The sequence below is a fragment of the Psychrobacter cryohalolentis K5 genome (assembly GCF_000013905.1).
In the GTDB taxonomy this organism is placed as follows: Bacteria; Pseudomonadota; Gammaproteobacteria; order Pseudomonadales; family Moraxellaceae; genus Psychrobacter; species Psychrobacter cryohalolentis.
Genome location: NC_007969.1, coordinates 2779793 through 2798787, shown reverse-complemented (window position 1 = coordinate 2798787; position 18995 = coordinate 2779793). Strand labels below are relative to the sequence as shown.

Here is an 18995-nt window from a genome sequence, read left to right as displayed (position 1 = left end):
AAGGTTTATTTTGCCTTTGTGTTGGCTTTTATTAAGAAAGAAACAGGCTTTGACCATAGCAAAAATTGCAACACACTGACAATACAATTTGAGTGAATTTGACGTTGAATGTCGCCAAGCCTTGCGATAAAGTAAACCTGATTAAGATGGATGATTTGTGCTTTAATATCCTCTTAATGATAAGCTGACTGTTTTATTTAGCCTTTTTATCCCCATCTATCATTTTTATGATTCTAATTGCCATTACATTAATTAAAGAGGTTAACTCACACCATCATGTCTGAAGATGCTCCAAGCCCGAGTAGTTGGTCGATGCGCGGCTTAAAACGCTGGCTATCGACCGCCCCCGAAACCCGAGATGAACTGATACGTTTGGTGCAAGACTCGCGCCAATTTCTAGAACCTGACACCGTGGATATGTTAGAAGGTGTGCTTGATTTGCCTGCAACACAAGTGCGTGAAATCATGACACCGCGCCCGCAGGTGGTTGGGCTACACGAAAGCGCCAGCCTCGCTGAAGTCATGGATATCATCCTTGAAACCACCCATTCGCGCTATCCGGTTTTTGATAGCCAAGATGACGATGCGGTCATTGGTATTCTGTTGGCAAAAGATTTGATTCCTCTGTTGGTGCACATGGTGCGCGATGAAGAAGAGAAAATCAGTAGCAAGCGCTTAAGAGATTTGGTGCGTCAGCCACTCTATATCAGTGAAAGTGCACGCTCTGATACTTTGCTGCGCTCATTACAGCGTACCCAAGTTCATATGGCGATTGTTGTCGATGAATTTGGCAATTTTGGTGGTGTGGTCACGATGGAGGATTTGCTTGAGGAAATCGTCGGTGACATCGTCGATGAGCATGATGATTTTGATGAAGACAGTGACATTAATAATATCGTCGCTGACCCTGAAAAGCCCAATACTTGGCGTGTCCAAGCGTCTACCGTGATTGAAGATTGTAACGATGAGCTTGGCTGTCATTTTGATGATACTGATGTCGATACTATGGGTGGCTTGGTCATGCAGACCCTTGGTCATGTCGGAGATTTAGAAGGTGAGAGCGTGGTCATAGACGATTGGCAAATCACTATCACTGATGTCGAAGGGCGTTTTATTCAAAATCTTGAGCTGACTAAAATTAATCCTGAACAACAAATCTTGATTGGCAGCCATTAAACACTTTGTTGAATAAGTTGAGCCTATTGATTAGAGCTATTAAAGATACGCTTAATAAAGGTCATAAGCATACAAAAAACACGATTGCGATCGTGTTTTTTTGTTTTTTAGCATTTGTAATCACTCTTTGGTCGATAAATTGATCGATAAAACACGCAAATTTACCCATTATTTTGGACAGACTGGTATTATGAGCAAGTTTGATTTTTGACGGCTGTATTGAGCATAATATGCCTGTTTTTATATGAAACGTCGATTGAATCATCAAGATTTGAAATTACTGAATAATAAAGTTTTGGATAACTGCTATGCGTCTGTCTACTGTTGATTTGCAAAAACGTCTAAACCCTGAGAAGCCAAAGGGCTTACCTCTGGTGCTGACGATATTGATTGCGTGGCTGGCAGGCGCAATATTTATCTTTGCACTCGCGCCTTATGGCTTTTGGCCCGTGGCTTTGGTCTCTCCGGCGATTTTATACGCTTTATTATTGCCACAGATGAGTGGTAAGCGAGCATTTTTTATTGGTCAGGCTTATGGCACAGGGCTTTGGTGTGTGGGGGCGTTTTGGTTATATACGTCCATTCATGTGTATGGTGATACGCCAGTATGGCTTGCGCTGATTATGATTGCGCTAATGGGTCTGGGCATGGGGTTATTCCATGGCTTTTTGGCGCTGACTTTTAATCGGCTGGTTGGCAAGCAGCCGTTATCATTTGCCGCGCTATGGATATTGCAAGAGTGGATGAAGACTTGGCTGTTTACAGGCTTTCCGTGGCTGTTTGTCGGTTATGCGTTTACTGAGCAGTATTGGCTGTCGTCATTGGCACCGGTCGCTGGCGTGTTTGCTGTATCGTTTGTGGCCGTATTATTAGCAGCCAGTATCGTGGAGCAATTTCGCCGTCGCGGTGGTTATCTGATTGCCACGTTTGCGCTATTAATCATTAGTACTTCTTTATGGCTCATCAATCCACAATGGACGAAGCCAAAGGGCACACCTGATTTGTCGGTGTCGTTAATTCAGGGCAATATCCCCCAAGACTTAAAGTGGCTGACTGAATACCAAGTAGAGACGCTAAAAATATATGCAACTTTGACCAGTACAGAATGGGAACGTGATATTGTCGTATGGCCGGAATCTTCTATTCCTATGTTTCAAGATGAAGCGGTTGGTTTTATCAATGAAATGGTAAAAATGGCAAAAGAAACCGATACCACATGGGTCACAGGTATTCCTTATCGAGATCAAGCAGACTTTGAACCAAAAATGGATAAGTACCCGCCGTTTTATAATAGTGTGATTGCGCTTGGTAGTGATGCGGAAGGGATGTATAAAAAGCAGCGTTTGGTCCCCTTTGGCGAATATATTCCTTTTGAGGGTATGCTAGATATCTTGCCAAATCTTGCTGGTAGCCAAGATATCATGAGCTATAGCCGCGGTAGTGATAACCAATCACCGCTGCGTGTACGTGGGCATAATCTGGGCGCGGCAGTATGTTATGAAGTTGCTTATCCTGATACCACGCGCAAAAATGCTATCGATACTGACTTTTTATTGACCATCTCAAACGATGCATGGTTTGGCACTTCAGCGGGTCCGCTGCAACATCTGCAAATGGTACAGATGCGCGCGCTAGAGAATGGACGCTGGTTTATGCGCGCGACCAATACGGGTGTGACTGCTATTATTGACCACAAAGGGCGTATCGTTAAACGTGCCCCGCAGTTTGAGCGTACCGTATTACGTGGCGATGTTCAGGCGCGTGTCGGTAATACCCCTTTTATGCGCTTTGGTAATTATCCTATTTTAATCGTGATTGCGCTGCTATTGTTATTGAGCTATCTTGGCAAACGATCGACGCCTCAAACACGTACGATTGATTAATTACACCGTAAATATACGGTGGCTATCATATTTTTCGATAATAAAACTTTTAATTAGTTGAGGCTTTTAACAAATCGACATAAATTGCGATATAATAGCCCAATATTTTAAATATTTTGTGCAAGGTGGATAAGGTATGTCAGAACATATTGTCGAAAACAACCCTAAAAAAGAGCTATTGTTGACTTTAGGCGGTGTTGCCTTATTTTTAGGTATCGTCTTATTGATCGGTATTTCTGGTTTCTTGCGCCCAGCGGGAGAGCATATCACTGCTGAAACTATGCCAGCAGTTGAAGCAGAAGCACCTGCAACCGCAACCGAAGAGGCAGCACCTGCTACTGCCCCAGCAGCAGATAATACCGCAGTGGCGACTGCTACTCCCGCGGATGCGACAGTGACTCCAGCAACTGACGCTGATAGTGCCGTTGTTAGCGCAGAAGCAGGTACAGCTACTGCTGAAGGTACAGTAAGTCAAGCGGCAGTTGCCGATGCTGATTTAACAGCAGAACCTGCTGATGGAGTAGCAGCGGAAACTACTGAAAAAGCGCCTGCTGCACAGTAATTTTGCTGTTTTAGAGTGATAGCATAAATATAGTGATGAGCAAGCTGTCTATAATTAAGTCTCTAAATGTAGCGTTCAGTCTCTAATTAGTGACACTGCCATTGCTGCTATGATTACGACTCAGCACAACCATAAAAACCCCGTTCTCAATTATGGAGAGCGGGGTTTTTTTATGGTTGTTTGTGTAATTATTGACCAATTCTCTCTTTACTTGCTTCCGAGCAGGTGAAACAATATTGCGCCTATAAAACCACTGACTAAAAGAATTAGGAATTGGGGCATTATCTAAGTGGAATTTAAGGGAATAGATTTATGAATATAGAATCAAAATCAGAGGTGAGTGCTGCCGAATTGGCATCGCTAGAAAACGGCTTTATGGGACATCCTAAGCCGCTACGCCCGTTATTTTTCACTGAAATGTGGGAGCGTTTTTCTTATTATAGTATCCGTCCGCTACTGGTATTGTTTATGGTAGCGACTGTCGGTAGTGGGGGTTTTGGCTTTGATGAAGTGACTGCCTCTGCCATTTATGGTATTTTTGCCGGTTCGTTGTATTTAGCAGCCGTGCCGGGCGGTTGGCTAGCTGACAATTGGCTGGGTCAAGAGCGTGCGCTATGGTGGGGCAGTATTATTATTGCTTTGGGTCATTTGTGTATCGCGCTTTCTGCTATGTTCGGTATGACGCTGTTCTTTATGGGGCTCATCTGTATCGTCTTGGGTTCAGGCTTGTTTAAAACCTGTATCTCAGTGATGGTTGGTGCCTTATACCCTAAGGGCGATTCGCGCCGCGATGGTGGATTTACTTTATTTTATATGGGTATCAATATTGGCGCGCTATTGGCAGCACTGATTGTGGGTGTATTTAAAGAAAAAGGGATGTGGCATATAGGTTTTGGCGTTGGTGGACTTGGTATGTTGGCTTCGCTAATCATTTACCGCTTTTCTGCTAAAAAGACGTTAAATCGTTATGCCAGTGCCAAAAACATCACCCCTGAATGGGAGCAATCGACAGGACTGTTTAAAAACGTCGGTCAGTGGGTTGCAGGATTCTTAGCTTTGCTAGTTGCCATTGTGATTTTAGTATCCACTGGTATCATGCCATTTAACCCTGAAATGGTCGCAGAATATATGACTTATGTCATTGCTGCAGTGGTCATCTTATATTTTGCAGTAATGGCTATTTCACCAAGACTGGATAAAACAGATAAGCTGCGCTTGTTGATTTGCTTTATTTTGATTATTGGCTCGACGCTATTTTGGTCAAGTTTTGAGCAGCAACCAACGTCTTTTAACTTGTTTGCCGATCGCTATACAGATCTAAATGTTTTAGGGTTTGAAGTACCCAGTATCTGGTTTCAATCATTGAATCCGTTGTTTATCTTAATATTAGCGCCTATAGCTAGTATTTTATGGGTCAAGCTTGGCAATCGAGGTCTTGAGCCAAGTAGTATGACGAAGTTTGCGCTTGGTATGTTGCTTGCGGCTGCCGGTTTTGCCTTGATGATATTTGCATCAAAAAGCATCTTAACCGCTGATGGCGGCTTGGCATCACCTTTATGGTTGGTTGGTAGTCTATTACTACTGACGCTTGGTGAGTTGGCACTGAGCCCTGTTGGGTTGTCTGCTATGACGAAGCTTGCGCCAAAAGGTATGCAAGGGCAGATGATGGGGCTGTTCTTTGCTTCTGTTGCACTGGGCAACTTAGTTGCGGCATTCTTTGGTGGTCATGTCTCAGCAGATAAGATTGAAGGATTACCCGGATTGTTTACCACTATGACTGTCTTTTTGGTAGTAACGGCAGTTATCTTGCTATTATTGGCAAAACCTATCAATAATATGCTCAAACAAAGCGAGCATGCGGATCAAGCCAGCTAGATAACCAGTTATTGATTAGAAGTGGTCCAAGTCAGTGACTGATGATAAGACGTGTTACCATTATGGGTAGCATGTCTTATTTTTTAACTTGCTAAGATATTTACCTAAGGCTATTGAAAGCTGACTGTCTGCCCAAACATCTAAGGGTATTGTTTTTACTCTTACGCTTCATCAACCTTGTCTGATTACTATGCAAAATGACTTTGCCTAATATCATTTGCCTAATCTTTGTTATTTTTTAATTCACATGAAGAACCAAAGCAATTTCTCAAATAAGACGGCTATCCATAGTCGCCTCACGTTATTTTTTAAACGCTGATTTTTAAATACTAATTTTTAAACACTCATAAGGAATTACCTAATGAATAAACAAGCCATTCATGATCGTATCGAGAGCTTACGTCAAACCCTAGCAGCACAAGACCTGACAGCGATTATTGTCCCTTCTGCTGATCCGCATCTGTCTGAGTATTTACCAGAATATTGGCAGGCGAGGCTTTGGTTGTCAGGCTTTACCGGTTCGGTCGGTACATTGGTCGTTACCGCTGACTTTGCTGGTCTGTGGACCGACAGCCGCTACTGGGTACATGCAGCTGAGCAGTTGGATGGCACGGGTATTACTTTAGAGAAGCTAGCACCGGGTCAGCCAAACCATATCGATTGGTTGGCTACGCATTTGGCGGAAGGTGATAGCGTGGCAGTCGATGGCAATGTACTGTCTATCGCTGAGCAAGATCGCTTGCTTGATGCCTTTGAAGCCAATGATATTACCTTAATTACTGAGCGTGATCTATTGACGGAAGTATGGACTGACCGTCCAGCATTGCCAGCAGCCAGTTTATATGTACATGATGCACAGTTTTTAGCGCAGTCTGCTATCGACAAACTTGTCGCCGTCCGTGTGGGTATGGCAGAGGCAGGGGCGACGCATCATCTGCTCTCGAGCTTAGATGATATTGCTTGGCTGACCAACTTACGCGGCGCTGATGTTGATTATAATCCTGTGTTTTTGGCACATATGCTCATTAGCGAAAACGACGCGACATTGTTTATTGATAATAATAAAGTCAATAGCGAGATAGCACAAAGCTTGAAAGATAGCGGTATCGCAATTGCTGATTATGAGGCAGTGCAAGACGCATTGGGTACGCTCACAGCCAATGACTTATTGCTATTAGACCCAAGTAAAGTGGCAGTGGGTACGCTATCTAAAATGGCCGATGGCGTAGGTTTTATTGAGCAAATGGCGCCAAGTACTTTGCTAAAATCGGTTAAATCTGACGCTGACATCGATCATGTACGTGAAGCGATGCGTCAAGATGGCGCAGCATTATGTGAGTTTTTTGCCACCTTTGAGCAGCGTTTAGCAGACGGTGAGCATTTAAGCGAGCTGGATGTTGATAGTATGCTGATCGAGGTACGTAGTCAGCAGCCACATTATGTGTCGCCAAGTTTCCCCACTATCGCAGGTTTCAATGAAAACGGTGCTTTGCCGCATTACCGCGCAACACCAGAAAAATTCAGCTATTTAGATGTAAATGAAGGCGAAGGCGGACTGCTACTGATTGATTCAGGTGCTCAATATCAAAACGGCACCACAGATATCACCCGGGTGGTTGGCATCGGTCAAGTAAGCACGGAACACAAACGCGACTTTACCACTGTACTTAAAGCACATATTGCTTTAGCAAAAGCACATTTTCCTGATGGTATTGCCTCACCACTGATTGATGCGATTTGCCGTGCGCCACTATGGCAAGCTCAAATGGATTATGGTCACGGTACGGGTCATGGCGTTGGTTACTTCCTCAATGTCCATGAAGGTCCACAAGTGATTGCTTATAGTGCCAGTACGCCAAAAGAGCGCGCGATGAAAGAAGGTATGATATCTAGTAATGAGCCGGGTCTATACCGCGAAGGTAAGTGGGGGATCCGTATCGAAAACTTGATGGTTAATAAACGTGTTTCTCATCCAGTAGAGACGGAATTTGGTAATTTCCTTAATTTTGAGACTGTTACTTACTGCCCAATTGATACGCGTTTGATTGAGCCATCATTATTAAGTCAAGTAGAGGTCGATTGGCTGAATGACTATCATCGCCAAGTATATGCAGAGCTAAAAAATCGCGTCGATGGCGCAGCACTTGACTGGCTAACCGAGCGTACGCAAGCCATATAAACATTGCTCATTTTTAAGCAAGCATAAAAAAGCCCCGTAAATATTTATGGGGCTTTTTTTTGTTCAGAGAATGCGTTTAGTTTTTTGGAAGATTACCGTTAGAAAGATTTTTGTCTTGCTCGCTTAGATGTTGAGTCATCTCAGCACGTAGCCAAGATTTTAGGTTTTCAGACATCAGCATCATCTGATCGCTCAAATAATCGTCAATCTGCATTTCAAGCTCATGAATTAAGTCTTTATGAGTGACGCTGAGTTTGGCATCTTTAACGGCTAAGCTGATCGCTAAACTGGCTTTATTGTTGATGGCGTTAATACTGCTATCATTTTTAATAGTGCTGTCATTTTTGATGCTGTCATCATCAATGGCATTAGCATGTTCGCTAATGGTTTTACTATTAGCAATATGTTCCTCATTATCAGAATCATCATTTATGATAGTATCAACTTTATCGTCGATTTCTGTTTCATCTGCATCAGCTATCTCTAGTTTTATAGCTGTTTCTAAACGATTTTTATCATCAGCAAACAGTGTCTCTCTTTCTACTTCTTTTTGAGTATTTTCAGTTTCTTTAGGCTTATTTTTTTCTTCTAAAGCTTGTTCTTTTAACCTGCTTTCCTTTGTTAAGTGAGTTTCTTCTTGACGTTTGGTCTCTTCTGCTTTGATTTTTTGTTCTTCTAAACGCTGTTGTTCAGCACTTGCCTGTTCTGCCGCTTGTTTATCAGCGATTGCCTTGGCGATAGCTTGCTCAGCTTCGTGATTCTCATAGAGATCATCAAGGTGTGCATCTAGGTCATGGGTGCTAAAAACAAAAGTTTCAAATGGCGTTTCAGCTTTCAATAAAGTCGTGATATCGGTGAGTTCTTGGATGATTGAGGCACGGATAGGCTCTGGTGCACACGTCCAGCGCTGATAAAACTGATGAGAAAATGAATAGCTTGACATGGTATCGTCCATAAATGTTGCAAAAATTACCCCTTATCATACGCAAGGATGATAAGGGGCTGCAAGTAGACAATCGTAGTAAATCTGCCACCAAGGTTACAAGGTTTCACTCATAAGCTTGACGCCTTAATGATTGAGTGGCCAGCGGGCAAATATCAATGAACCATTGGTGCCACCAAAACCAAAGCTATTGGATACGGCATACTGCAAGTTCTCAACTTGGCGCGATTGGTTGGCAACATAATCCAGATTACAGTTATCCTCAACATTGTCCAAATTAATCGTTGGCGGTACTTGTTGATGTTGCAAAGCAAGCACAGTAAAGATGGCTTCAACGCCGCCCGCAGCGCCAAGTAGATGACCGGTCATCGATTTGGTGGAGCTTACCAAGATGCTATCTTTTACAGGGGCAAATACCGTTTCAATGGCGATAGATTCGGCGACATCACCAGCAGGCGTGCTAGTGCCATGGGCATTTACGTAACCAATGACTGACGGCTCAATACCAGCATCGTTTAAAGCATTACGCATCGCTTGTGCTGCACCACTACCGTCTTCTGGCGGCGCAGTAATGTGACTGGCATCATCACTCATACCAAAGCCAACCAATTCAGCCAGTATCGTCGCACCGCGCGCTTTTGCGTGAGCAAGACTTTCTAGTACCATGACCCCTGCGCCATCACCAAGTACAAAACCATCACGGTCTTTATCAAATGGGCGTGAAGCGCGAGTTGGCTCGTCATTGCGAGTTGAAAGAGCGTGCATGGCACCAAAACCTGAGATACCAAGTGGACTTGAGCCTTTTTCACTACCGCCTGCTAGGATCACATCGGCGTCGCCATAAGCAATTAAGCGCGCTGCCAGACCGATTGCATGAGTTGCTGTAGTGCAAGCAGTGGACGTTGCAAGGTTCGGACCTTTTAAAGTATGTTTGATCGCCACCAGCCCTGCTGCCATATTGACGATAGAGCCTGGAATGATAAAGGGAGAGACTTTACTGGCACCTTTTTCACGTAAAGTATCACGGCTATTTTCGATGTTTTGAATACCACCAATACCTGAGCCTATAATGACACCAAAGCGCTCTTGATCAACACCTTGTACCGGAGCGTCAGCAGCGCTTACTTCATTGATAAAACCTGCTTGCTGTAGCGCCATCGAGGAAGCAGCAACCGCATAATGCATAAAATCATCATAACGGCGTGCGTCTTTAGCATTCATATATTGCTTTGGATCGAAGTCTTTGACCACGCCTGCGATTTGCGCACGATAACCCGATGCGTCAAAATGACTAATAGCTGTGATGCCACTTTCACCTTTGAGTAGTTTTGCCCACGAGCTTTCGACATCTAATCCCAATGGCGTGACCGCGCCCATACCTGTCACGACAACGCGCATCTCATCAGTGCGTTCAAAATGTGGAGGCTTATGACGTTTTTTTGTCTGAGCGGTGGCAATAGGGTTATTAACAGTACTATTCGTAGCTTGGTCGATAAGTGAGTCGTTCGGTAAACTGCTGTGCTGGCTCATTCGCTATATCCTATACTGACAGATCCTAAGAGGAGTGTATTTCTAAAGCCATTATAAAACACATAGGTGTACGCATGTAAACTAAAATTTGACCGCTCAGGCAAAACATACTTGTCCCAATACCACGCCTTTACTTGCGCCTGTCACGGCAGGCAAGTTACCGGTTTCACCCATAAGTGTTTGTCTTGCTAACCAAGCAAAGGCAACGGCTTCGACCCAAGTTGGTTCAAGTCCCAAGCTGGCTGTCGTTTCTACTTTGCATCGTTGCAGGTGTACTTGTAAGCGAGTCATTAAATAATTATTTAACGCCCCGCCGCCGCAGACATAAACAGCATTACTGCTACTAGCATTGATAAATAAATTGATTTGCGCACTGGCACTGATGGCGGTCAGCTCAGTGAGCGTTGCTTGTACGTCGGCGGATGAGTAGCGAACATCAGCAGAAGCTTGGTCGAATTTTTGTAACTCATCTTGTAGCCATGCTAAGTTAAAATCTTCACGCCCCGTACTTTTTGGATAGGTTTTCTTAAAAAATGGATGCTCTAATAGCTGATTCAGTAAAGGCTCAACGACTTGACCTGACTGTGCCCATGTACCGCCCGCATCATAATCCTTGTCCGTGTGCAATGTTGTCCACGCATCCAATAATAGATTGGCAGGTCCGGTATCATAACCAACCACGCTATCAGATGGCTGATTTTCTGAGTGTTCATTAGAATCTACAAGGTCATTAGAAATCGCTGGCAAGACAGCGATATTAGCAATACCGCCCAAGTTTAATAACACACGCGTGCTATCAGGCACCGCAAACAATGCTTGATGAAAAGCTGGAACCAAAGGCGCACCTTGACCACCAACTGCCATATCACGGCGACGGAAATCACTGACGACGCTAATGCCCGTACGTTCAGCAATGATATTGGCATCGACCAATTGCAAGCTAAAACCCATCTGCGGACGATGGCGTACCGTTTGACCATGACAGCCAATCGCTAGTACAGATTCACTATCAGTATTTGATTGCTGCAATAACGTATTAACCACGTCGCTTGAAAATTCTGCATATTCTTTACTTGCCCAGCCAAACCAGTCTAATTCGCTATTTGGTTCATCATCGGATGGCGTTAATGCTTGAATCCCATTAGGCTGACACAATGCTAGTAGCACTTCACGCAGACGCGGTGGGAAATCTTGGCTATGAGTCGCTAACACGTGCATCGGTTGTTGGGTATTATCTTTCTCACTGAATTGACAAAGGACCGCGTCCATACCATCTAAGCTAGTGCCCGACATCATACCTATATATAAGCCATCATCGAAGTTTTCAAACACCGTTTGTTCGAGCGCATCGGTCAAGGTGGCATAGTTTAAATCGTCCATATTATCTAGACGGCTATCAAAATCATCATCTAAACTCAGATTTGAAAAATTATTATGCTGACTATCAGCAATCGATGCAGGGTTGGTCATGGCAATTTACCTTAAAAAACGCTAGTATATCTGTCAAATTCTAACATTTTTTGATGGCTACGAGATTCTAAATAGCCCAAACGCTTTACCCTTTAAATAAAGACAATAAAGAGAGCATCATGACCACCCAAACTTATACCCTAGAAGAACAACTAGCGATAATCCAACGCGGTACACAAGAAATCTTATCTGAAGATGATTTGGTTAAGAAGCTAAAACTCAATCGTCCGCTGCGTATCAAAGCAGGTTTTGATCCTACCGCGCCAGACTTACATTTGGGTCATACCGTATTGATTAATAAACTGAAGCATTTTCAAGATTTGGGTCATGAGATTTATTTTCTAATCGGTGATTATACCGCCAAGATTGGTGATCCTTCTGGCAAAAACAGCACGCGTCCGCCATTGACCGATGAGCAAATCAAAGTCAACGCTCAGACTTATGCTGAGCAAGTCTTTAAGATTTTGGATAAAGAAAAAACCCGCATCGTCTTTAACTCTGAATGGTTTAAAGACATGTCAGCAGGCGATATGATTCAGCTTTCTAGCCAATTGACCGTCTCACGTATGCTTGAGCGCGATGATTTCTCTAAACGCTACGCGGCGCAAACGCCAATTGCTATCCATGAGTTTCTCTACCCATTGGTGCAAGGTTATGACTCTATCGCACTAAAAGCCGACGTTGAGCTTGGCGGTACTGACCAAACCTTTAACATCCTAATGGGACGCACCTTGCAAGGTCGTTACGGTCAAGAGCCACAAGTTTGTATCACGGTGCCAATCTTAGAAGGGCTAGACGGCGTTAATAAAATGTCGAAGTCACTTGGTAACTATGTCGGCATTTATGATGCTCCGGGTACCATGTACCAAAAACTTCTATCGATGCCAGATACCTTAATCCGTCGCTACTTTGAGTTTTTAAGCTTTAAGCCGATGGAAGAAGTCGAAGCGTTAATGGCAGAGATGGAAAACGGTCGCAATCCACAAGAAATCAAACGCATTCTTGCCGAAGAATTGATCGAGCGCTTCCATGATGCCGATGCTGCTGCTAATGCGCATAAATCAGCGGGTAACGTGCTTGCTGATGGCGAATTGCCAGTCGATTTACCAGAAGTGACCTTAGATTTAGAAGGGCAGGACGCATTATTTATCACGCAGATATTAAACCAAGCAGAGCTTGCCAAAAATAGCTCATCGGCTAAAGATATGATTAAACGCGGCGCGGTGAAAGTAGATGGCGAAGTCGTCGACGCGGGCTTTAGCTTAACCTCTGGTCAGACAGTCGTGATTCAAGCAGGCAAAAAGGCTTATGCTAAAGTGACAGTAGCTTAATAATTTATTGAGATAAGCTATTGAGAGTAAGAATAAGGTCGACATGATGGTCGACCTTATCTATTTTTGCGATGTAAGTATAATGAGAAAGTATTTGATTCGTGCATTTATAATAAAAATTAGGGTGCAATCATGACAAAACCTATCCCCCAAGGCATTTACCGCCATTATAAAGGCAACCTTTACCAAGTATTGCATACCGCGCAGCATTCAGAAACCGAAGAAGCCTTAGTCGTTTACCGCTGTCTCTACGGTGAGTATGGCGTATGGGTAAGACCGTTAGTGATGTTTTCTGAAACTGTCACGGTAGATGGTAAGCAGTTACCTCGATTTGAGCTTATAAAAGAATTGGCTGATTAAACCTAAGAATTTTCTGATAACTTATAAACAAGAAAGCGACCATTCAAGGTCGCTTTCTTGTTTATATACAAAATTCATTAGCTGTTTAAAAAAGCAATTAAAGCTTCATTAAATTCTTTAGCATGCGTCACATTGATACCGTGCGGGCCGCCTTCAACGATATGAAGTTGACTATCTGCAATCATTTCGTGCGAACGCTGACCACTGACCTCTAACGGTACGATTTGATCTGCATCGCCATGAATGACCAAATTTGGTACATCAAATGCTTTTAGGTCATCACGGAAATCGGTATAGCTAAAAGCTTTGACACAATCATAGCTAGCTTTGGCGGAGGCAAATGCAGCAATATCACGGTTATATAAGCGTAATGGTTTACTAACTAATAATGTGCCATCTTTTGGGGTAAAAAACTGCTTAGTAAAATCATTTAGGAAGGCAATACGGTCACCGCTGACACCATCTAAGAATTCCTGAATATCTTGCTTTTCTAGACCACCTTCAGGATTGTCATCTGCTTTATATAAATAAGGCGGCACAGCAGAGGCTAATACTGTTTTACTGACACGCTCAGAACCATATTTCCCAAGATAACGTGCCACTTCGCCGCCGCCCATAGAGAAGCCGACGATAGTAGCATTTGTTAAATCTAGCTCATCCATCAAGGCTTTTAAATCTTGTGCCAAAGTATCGTAATCATAACCATTCCATGGCTGGGAGGATTTCCCAAAACCACGTCTATCATACGTAATCACTTGATAACCAGCCTCAACCAGCGCAGGAAGTTGTGACTCCCATGCCCGTCCGCTTAATGGCCAACCATGAATTAACACGACAGGTTTGCCAGTACCTTGGATTTCGTAATACAGTTCGACAGGTTGCTCGTTTTGTGTTGCAACTTTTACATATGGCATGTTCAGATCCTTTTTATATTATTATAAAGTTTTTATAATGACGCACTTTTTTGATTTGGTTTTTTGGTTAATGAAGGCGAACGTCAGCTTTTTAGTATAAAAGTAGGTTTGAGTAATTACTATGACGTGTTGTAAAGTTATAGTGTCGATTATAGAGTTTTTAAGTGACATCGTAATGTTATGCTTAAGTTTCCAAAAAACTCTTTAACACTTTATAAAACCCAATTGGCTCATCCATTGGTACTGCATGACCTGAGCGTGGCAACACGACCTCAGTTGCATTGGGTAGCATCTGGGTGACTTTTTGCTGCCACTTAGCATTGTAAAGTTTGGAGCGCCCGCCAATCAGATTGACTACTGGAATAGTGACCTGTTCTATCGCGCCGCGGAAGTCATAGGGTAAGGTCAGATAGGCTTGTAAGCAGCGCATTTTATGATGCCAAATACTGTGTTCATAAAGTGCAAGTTTGGGATCGTTTTTATAGGTCATCACTTGTATAAAAGCTTTTGAGCGCGTGCGATTGACGGATAATAACGAAAACAGTCGTTCGACATCCGTTGCACGGCGTTTCAGGGCAAAAGGCAGATGGGTAAAGCTTTTGATGTCAGCATAAGGCAAAGTCTTATCAATCACCTCATGAAAGATATCGAATACTTCTTGCTGGCGCGTGCCAAACAAGCCACCTTGCCAATCAGGTTGATTATGAATAGCAGGACTTTGGTCAATATTCAAATAGCGGCTAACTCTTGCGCTACCATAACGCTCAAAATACGCCCACATCACTTGCGCGCCCATCGAGATGGCGGCAACTGGCAAGGATTCTATATTGCGTGCCAAGCAAATTTGCTCAATGACGATACTGATATCATCGGCATACTGGCGCACAAAATCAAACTGGGTTAGCTTGATATCTTTTGCCGCCCCAAACCCTCGCAAATGCGGTAGATAAAATGCGTAGTTGCCAACTAAGGGTAAAATAAACGGCAAAAACTCACGCGTATCCATACCATAGGCATGCAAGAGCAGCATGGGTTTACCATTTCCTATCACTGACACTGGTAGCAACGTACCGTCAGTTAAAGCAATATCAATCGTCTTCAATTGATAGTTAGCAGGCAGTTTGATTAAGTTTCTCTTCATAAGGTAATGCATCTTGTTTTCATTAAGCGGTTTTACCAAGTCGATTTAGCCAAAATGTATCGTAGCAAAAGTCTTTATCTCATTTCTAAAAGACTGCTATATTAAAATAGGTAACTGACCATAACATAAAAGCTGTTTAGGATTAAAAGCAGTTAAGTGGTAAAAGTAGCGACTTGTCATAGACTGTGATCAATCGAATCAAACGTCAGCAAGTAAAATATAAGGATATCAGTCTATGAACAAGTCAAATTTACCATTGCTTGATAGCAGCCTATATCCGCAAATCTGGCAGCAGCAGAACTTTGCTAGTCCACAGACATTATTGATGGAGATGTTAACAGCAAATATCACACTAGACGCCGATGCTTTCACCAAGCAATTGCTAGCCAATGATATTTATCAAGACTGGATTAATAGCAGCGTGTTTGGACGTTATTTACATCGTAATTTTACGGCGTTCTCTCAGCAAACAGAAGACAGTTTTAATATTGATATGCCTTCGCTGTTTCGTCAGGAATTGATGCGTCACGCGCAGTATTTACCATTAGAGCAGGTATTGTTTTTTGCAGGGGATTTACCAAAAAGTGTACGTCAGACAAAGGTGTTAATTACAACTATTAATCCTGTTACCGCCATCATTAATGCTCAGAAGCTAAGTGAAAAAGCTACCATCAATAATTCGACCACGATTATCAATCAGATAGTGATTAAAGGTAAACAAGTCTTAGGATTTCCGATACGGCACAATAAACGCACTAGCGAGCGCTTGCGTAATGAAGTACTGATTTTAGATTTTCAAGAGTTGCGCTTGGTCAATGAAGAGAATGTCAGTAGCAAAAAAAGAAGCAACATAGATGCGACTATATTGCTTCGGTCTTATGAATTACGTTAATAGGCCAAACAGTCAGCTAAAATTTTAAGAGTCTTGCTTAGCAATCGTTAGTCCGTTATAAGTTTGCGCGACAGGCATGACTTCCAAGCGATTGACATTAATATGGGCAGGCGATTCAATCAACCATAATAAAATATCGCCGATATCATCGCCGGTCATGGTTTTAAAGCCGTCGTAAACCTGAGCGGCTTTATCATCATCACCATGATAGCGCACGTTTGAAAACTCAGTTCCGGCAACATTACCGGGCTCAAGGTTGGTCACGCGCACTTGCGTACCGATGAGATCCGCACGCAAATTTAAGCTAAACTGTTTGACAAAGGCTTTGGTCGCGCCATAGACGTTACCACCAAAATAAGGCCAACTTCCGGCAATTGAGCCGACATTAATGATATAACCGCTATCGCGTGCGACCATGGCTGGCAAGACCGCGTGAGTCAGCGCCATTAAACCTTTAATATTGGTATCGGTCATACGCATCCAATCATCAAGACTAGCACTGTGAGCAGGTTCTGTACCAAGTGCCAGTCCAGCGTTATTTACCAAGACATCGATTTGTTTAAAATCAGCAGGCAAATCCGCAATGACTTGCGGGATAGACGCTGTATCACTCACATCCATGACCACAGGTAAAAACGCCTCGCCCAAAGTTTCTGCCAAAGCATTGAGTTTGTCTAAGCGTCTGGCACAGCCAATCACGCGATGACCATTGGCAATCAAACGCTCAGCCAGCGCTTTACCGAAACCCGCGCTTGCGCCTGTAATCAATACGTTCATCTTATATCCTTATCATTGATGTTTTGTACATATGTCATGTTGTTTGAGACGACAGCTTGTCTTAGTTTATCTGCTTTGGCTTACTTATTAAATAATTGCTTACCAAAGATTTTATCACCAGCATCGCCCAGACCTGGAATGATATAACCGTGCTCATCCAAATGACTATCTAATGCAGCAGTATAAATAGTCACGTCAGGATGTGCTTCATTGACTACACGGACGCCTTCAGGTGCGGCAACCAATACCAAGGCTTTGATATTGGTACAGCCGTTTTTCTTAAGCATTTCGATAGTTGCAACCATCGAGCCGCCAGTGGCTAACATTGGGTCAATGATAAGGGCTGGGCGTTTGTCCATGTGGCTAACAAACTTTTCAAAGAACGGCACCGGTTGTAAGGTTTCTTCATCGCGCTGTAAACCAACGACAGAGATTTTTGCCGTAGGAATCAAATCGAGCACCCCATCAAGCATACCAATACCCGCGCGTAAAATCGGTACGATAGTTGCCGTCTTACCGATGATTTGCTCACCAATGATTTCACCACACCAGCCTTCCATCGGAAAGGTTTCAATTTCAAAATCGCGGCTAGCTTCATACGCCATCAAGCGCGCAAGCTCTTTGGTTAATGTACGAAACTTATAAGTACTACAGTCTTTTTCGCGCATAAGGCTGAGTTTATGACGGACTAACGGGTGATCGATAACAGTGATTTTTAAGTCGCTCATAAGTATTCTCTTGGTTTTTTGGTCTGATGCTTGATTAGTATAAAAGATACAACACTTACTGCACTTCAACCCTATATTTAGCCCATCAATAGTAAGCTTAATACTTTAACAAAAAGTAAGCCAAAGGCATTTATAACGAGCTCGGTTTTGTTTAAGCCGACTATGTTTGACTATATAGCGCTATAACAAATGAAGTAGTGTTTAACCCTGCTATGATAGCAAAAAAACCGCTTTTCTGATGAAGAATCTTATGACCAAAACCTCACCGAATAATCCTATCCATCCACAAAAAGCTGCTAACGACTTTGTGTGGACACAGAAATTAAAGACCGATAGCGCAAATATCGAAACCCATCCTTTTGGTCCTGTCCTACCACCTGATGCCACCGTCATGATGATGGGCAGTTTTCCGCCCACTGCCGATAAATGGGCAATGAGGTTCCATTATCCCAATTTTCAAAATGACATGTGGCGCATTTATGGACGCGTATTTTTTGATGATGCGGATTATTTTAGAGTAGGGGACGAAAAACGCTTTGATCCTGAGCGCATTAGAGCCTTTATGTTTGAGCGTGGTATTGCCTCTTGTCCCACGGTAGTACAAGCGATTCGCGAAACTGGCAATGCGTCTGATAAAGACCTTACGGTCGTGACCACTGTCGATCTAGACACAATTTTGCCGCAAGTACCGAAAGTACAGGCGCTATTCACGACTGGTGGTAAGGCAACAGAGGTATTACTGAACTTATTAGCTGAACCACCTGCCAAATCGAAGTACCCTAAAACCAATCAAAGTATGGACTATCCTTATAAGTGGCAGGATAAAGATAATAAAAAAGCTGATGTTAATAGTTTAACCTTATATAGACTGCCTTCTACCTCGCGCGCCTATCCTTTAGCATTAGATAAAAAAGTCTCTGCTTATAAAGACTTCTTCAAAAAGATAGGTAAGCTATAAAAGTGTTATATAGAAGAAGCTATGAGGCTATATATAAGCACTAACTAAAGACAAGAATTGATTTTGGTAAAGGTAAAACCACTTTCAACCCTAACTGACTGATAAATAGATGGTATTGATGATAAGAGTAGATAATCGCCAAAATATCGGGCAAACCCCCTTGACCCTCTACTAAAACAGAGTATACTGCCCTCCAGTCGGAGAGGAAGGCGGGTTGGAGTGGTTTATCGCTTAGACAATTTAGCCAACCGAAAAAATTACTTTTAAGTTAACTCA

At 43.0% G+C, this 18995-nt stretch carries 16 protein-coding genes; 9 read left to right on the top strand and 7 right to left on the bottom strand.

The features are described from left to right. Window positions 1-276: 276 nt before the first annotated feature. The 5 genes from PCRYO_RS11655 to PCRYO_RS11635 all read left to right on the top strand — a co-directional run bounded on the left by PCRYO_RS11655 (window position 277) and on the right by PCRYO_RS11635 (window position 7675). Window positions 277-1176 (top strand): HlyC/CorC family transporter, encoded by a 900-nt coding sequence (locus PCRYO_RS11655; RefSeq protein WP_011514586.1) that lies wholly within the window; start codon window positions 277-279, stop codon window positions 1174-1176. A gap of 308 nt (window positions 1177-1484) precedes the next feature. After that, on the top strand, window positions 1485-3059 hold the full coding sequence (gene lnt, locus PCRYO_RS11650; RefSeq protein ID WP_011514585.1) for an apolipoprotein N-acyltransferase: 1575 nt from the start codon (window positions 1485-1487) through the stop codon (window positions 3057-3059). Between the two features lie 136 nt (window positions 3060-3195). Continuing rightward, on the top strand, window positions 3196-3621 hold the full coding sequence (locus tag PCRYO_RS11645; RefSeq protein WP_011514584.1) for a hypothetical protein: 426 nt from the start codon (window positions 3196-3198) through the stop codon (window positions 3619-3621). A gap of 312 nt (window positions 3622-3933) precedes the next feature. Further along, the gene (locus PCRYO_RS11640) at window positions 3934-5496 is read left to right on the top strand and encodes a peptide MFS transporter (RefSeq protein ID WP_011514583.1); all 1563 of its coding nucleotides are present in this window, start codon (window positions 3934-3936) and stop codon (window positions 5494-5496) included. A 361-nt stretch (window positions 5497-5857) separates the two neighbouring features. Then, window positions 5858-7675: an aminopeptidase P family protein gene (locus PCRYO_RS11635; RefSeq protein ID WP_011514582.1), complete on the top strand. Its 1818-nt coding sequence runs from the start codon at window positions 5858-5860 to the stop codon at window positions 7673-7675. 76 nt (window positions 7676-7751) lie between these two features. On the opposite strand, the gene PCRYO_RS11630 is transcribed toward PCRYO_RS11635, so the two are convergent. The 3 genes from PCRYO_RS11630 to PCRYO_RS11620 form a co-directional block, all read right to left on the bottom strand. After that, on the bottom strand, window positions 7752-8618 hold the full coding sequence (locus PCRYO_RS11630; protein WP_105575677.1) for a hypothetical protein: 867 nt from the start codon (window positions 8616-8618) through the stop codon (window positions 7752-7754). 126 nt (window positions 8619-8744) lie between these two features. Then, window positions 8745-10076 carry a beta-ketoacyl-ACP synthase II gene (fabF, locus tag PCRYO_RS11625; RefSeq protein WP_041753613.1) on the bottom strand — a complete coding sequence of 444 codons (1332 nt, stop codon included), beginning with the start codon at window positions 10074-10076 and terminating at the stop codon, window positions 8745-8747. 168 nt (window positions 10077-10244) lie between these two features. Further along, complete coding sequence (locus PCRYO_RS11620) at window positions 10245-11618, bottom strand: anhydro-N-acetylmuramic acid kinase (RefSeq protein ID WP_011514579.1); 1374 nt, start codon at window positions 11616-11618, stop codon at window positions 10245-10247. A 119-nt stretch (window positions 11619-11737) separates the two neighbouring features. On the opposite strand from PCRYO_RS11620, the gene tyrS reads away from it, so the two are divergent. After that, on the top strand, window positions 11738-12949 hold the full coding sequence (tyrS, locus tag PCRYO_RS11615) for a tyrosine--tRNA ligase (protein WP_011514578.1): 1212 nt from the start codon (window positions 11738-11740) through the stop codon (window positions 12947-12949). Window positions 12950-13081: 132 nt separating this feature from the next. Beyond that, complete coding sequence (locus PCRYO_RS11610) at window positions 13082-13309, top strand: DUF1653 domain-containing protein (RefSeq protein ID WP_011514577.1); 228 nt, start codon at window positions 13082-13084, stop codon at window positions 13307-13309. Window positions 13310-13386: 77 nt separating this feature from the next. Here the strand turns inward: PCRYO_RS11610 and PCRYO_RS11605 are convergent, their stop codons facing one another. After that, complete coding sequence (locus tag PCRYO_RS11605) at window positions 13387-14223, bottom strand: alpha/beta fold hydrolase (RefSeq protein ID WP_011514576.1); 837 nt, start codon at window positions 14221-14223, stop codon at window positions 13387-13389. 184 nt (window positions 14224-14407) lie between these two features. After that, complete coding sequence (locus tag PCRYO_RS11600) at window positions 14408-15364, bottom strand: alpha/beta fold hydrolase (protein ID WP_041753611.1); 957 nt, start codon at window positions 15362-15364, stop codon at window positions 14408-14410. 235 nt (window positions 15365-15599) lie between these two features. Here PCRYO_RS11600 and PCRYO_RS11595 point away from each other — a divergent pair, with 235 nt between their 5' ends. Further along, window positions 15600-16256, top strand: a complete 657-nt coding sequence (locus tag PCRYO_RS11595) for a hypothetical protein (RefSeq protein ID WP_011514574.1) — start codon at window positions 15600-15602, stop codon at window positions 16254-16256. A 24-nt stretch (window positions 16257-16280) separates the two neighbouring features. Here the strand turns inward: PCRYO_RS11595 and PCRYO_RS11590 are convergent, their stop codons facing one another. Next, on the bottom strand, window positions 16281-17033 hold the full coding sequence (locus tag PCRYO_RS11590) for an SDR family NAD(P)-dependent oxidoreductase (RefSeq protein WP_011514573.1): 753 nt from the start codon (window positions 17031-17033) through the stop codon (window positions 16281-16283). 80 nt (window positions 17034-17113) lie between these two features. Further along, complete coding sequence (upp, locus tag PCRYO_RS11585; RefSeq protein ID WP_011281223.1) at window positions 17114-17761, bottom strand: uracil phosphoribosyltransferase; 648 nt, start codon at window positions 17759-17761, stop codon at window positions 17114-17116. A gap of 391 nt (window positions 17762-18152) precedes the next feature. Between upp and PCRYO_RS11580 the strand changes: the two genes are divergently transcribed. Continuing rightward, window positions 18153-18719 (top strand): DNA glycosylase, encoded by a 567-nt coding sequence (locus PCRYO_RS11580; RefSeq protein WP_406626824.1) that lies wholly within the window; start codon window positions 18153-18155, stop codon window positions 18717-18719. The last annotated feature ends 276 nt before the right edge of the window (window positions 18720-18995 follow it).